The organism is Wolbachia endosymbiont of Madathamugadia hiepei (assembly GCF_013366855.1).
In the GTDB taxonomy this organism is placed as follows: domain Bacteria; phylum Pseudomonadota; class Alphaproteobacteria; order Rickettsiales; family Anaplasmataceae; genus Wolbachia.
The window spans coordinates 1-1,455 of the sequence record NZ_WQMP01000185.1; the positions used below are offsets into that span (position 1 = coordinate 1).

General features: G+C 38.1%; 1 protein-coding gene. It reads right to left on the minus strand.

Annotation, left to right across the window (positions count from 1 at the left end; translation table 11 throughout):
- Positions 1-420: 420 nt before the first annotated feature.
- The gene (locus tag GO685_RS05225) at positions 421-1,218 is read right to left on the minus strand and encodes a Fic family protein (protein ID WP_246226440.1); all 798 of its coding nucleotides are present in this window, start codon (positions 1,216-1,218) and stop codon (positions 421-423) included.
- Positions 1,219-1,455: the final 237 nt, after the last annotated feature.

Consider the following 1,455-nt stretch of genomic DNA (forward strand, 5'->3'; position numbering starts at 1 on the left):
TAAATTTACTGACATTGGCATGGCTAAATTTGAAATGGTTACATGAATTTATCATAAATCACCACAGCATAAGTTGCCATGCAACAAAGCCATCCCAGTGTCGGAGCACTAGGATGACACCGTCTGTTACGCAAATTACCTGCTAATTGCAATGTTCGTATAGCTGTGCGCATGACGCTGAAATTCAGTATAGTACACCGATAAAATGCAGATAATGCAACGTTTACAAACAACTCTTCCAAAGCAACTCTGATTTCTTCAGTTAATGCTTCGGTTAGTTTGAGATCAAATCTTCATATTGCTTGCTAAGCTTGTATTTTCTTCCTCTGTTGGAAAAGTCTACAACTTCAATAAATCCCATTCCTACCCACTTTTTACAAAGTTGCGCACTGGTACGAGGTTTAAAATTAAATAATTTGCCTATTTGACTAGCTGTGATAGTCGAAAATTACCCGAAGAGCTCAAGAGCCCTACGCTGTTTAGGGTCAAGTTTGCGTATGAGATCAGCCTGGTCAGTTCTGTGTAATACGCCTCAAGATTTTTAGCGTAATATTCTTCCAATGAGTAAAGTCCCTTTAGGTCATATCCACCAAGGTATAAAATTAATGTAGTCAGCAATCTCGCAGTACGACCATTACCATCATAGTAAGGGTGAATTGTTACAAATTGATAATGCGCGATACCTGCAATAATTGGACAAGGTACTTGTTCGCTGTCACAAACCCAATCTACCATACTGCTCATGAACTTTGGCACATCCTTTGCTTCTGGTGGCATATAAATTATTGCACGTGTGCGACTGTCACGAATAACGTTTTGACCATCTCGATAAGGGGTTGGTTTCACCTTAGATTTTCCACCTGCCATTACTAGGGCATGTAGTGTTTGAATAGTTTTTTCAGTAATAGGTATTCCCCTTGCTGCCCATTGTTCAATTTGGGTTAAAGCTGCGTAATATCCTTTAACTTCATTTTCATCTCTCTGATACTTTGGAAAGTGACCTTTATGTTTTAAAATCTCTTCAATCTGTTTAGGCTCAAGTCGATTTCCTTCAATCATAGTGGAATAGTGTGTGGTATAGAGCCGTGCAGTTTCACGAAGAGACGAGAGCATTGATACAGTGAGTGGCAAATGCAACACTTTTTCTTTTGCTGCTCCGATTCTCATGAGACAGCTAGCAATCTTGGAGGTAATTGCATAGTTTGGTATAAACTGCATCGGCATAATATCTGCATTATATTACTTTTGTATTGTGCTGATAAAATACAGATAATGCAACATACAATGCAACTTCTTCAGTTATGGATCTAGTCTCTGTGAACAAAATTTTAGAGAAGCCGTATGAGAGAACCAACGAAGTTTAAAAAAAACCCATAAAAACCTCAGCAGTCTTGTCAAATCGAGAAAAAACACCTCTAAAGTTCTTGATTTTTCCAAAGAAGCATTCAATCAAAT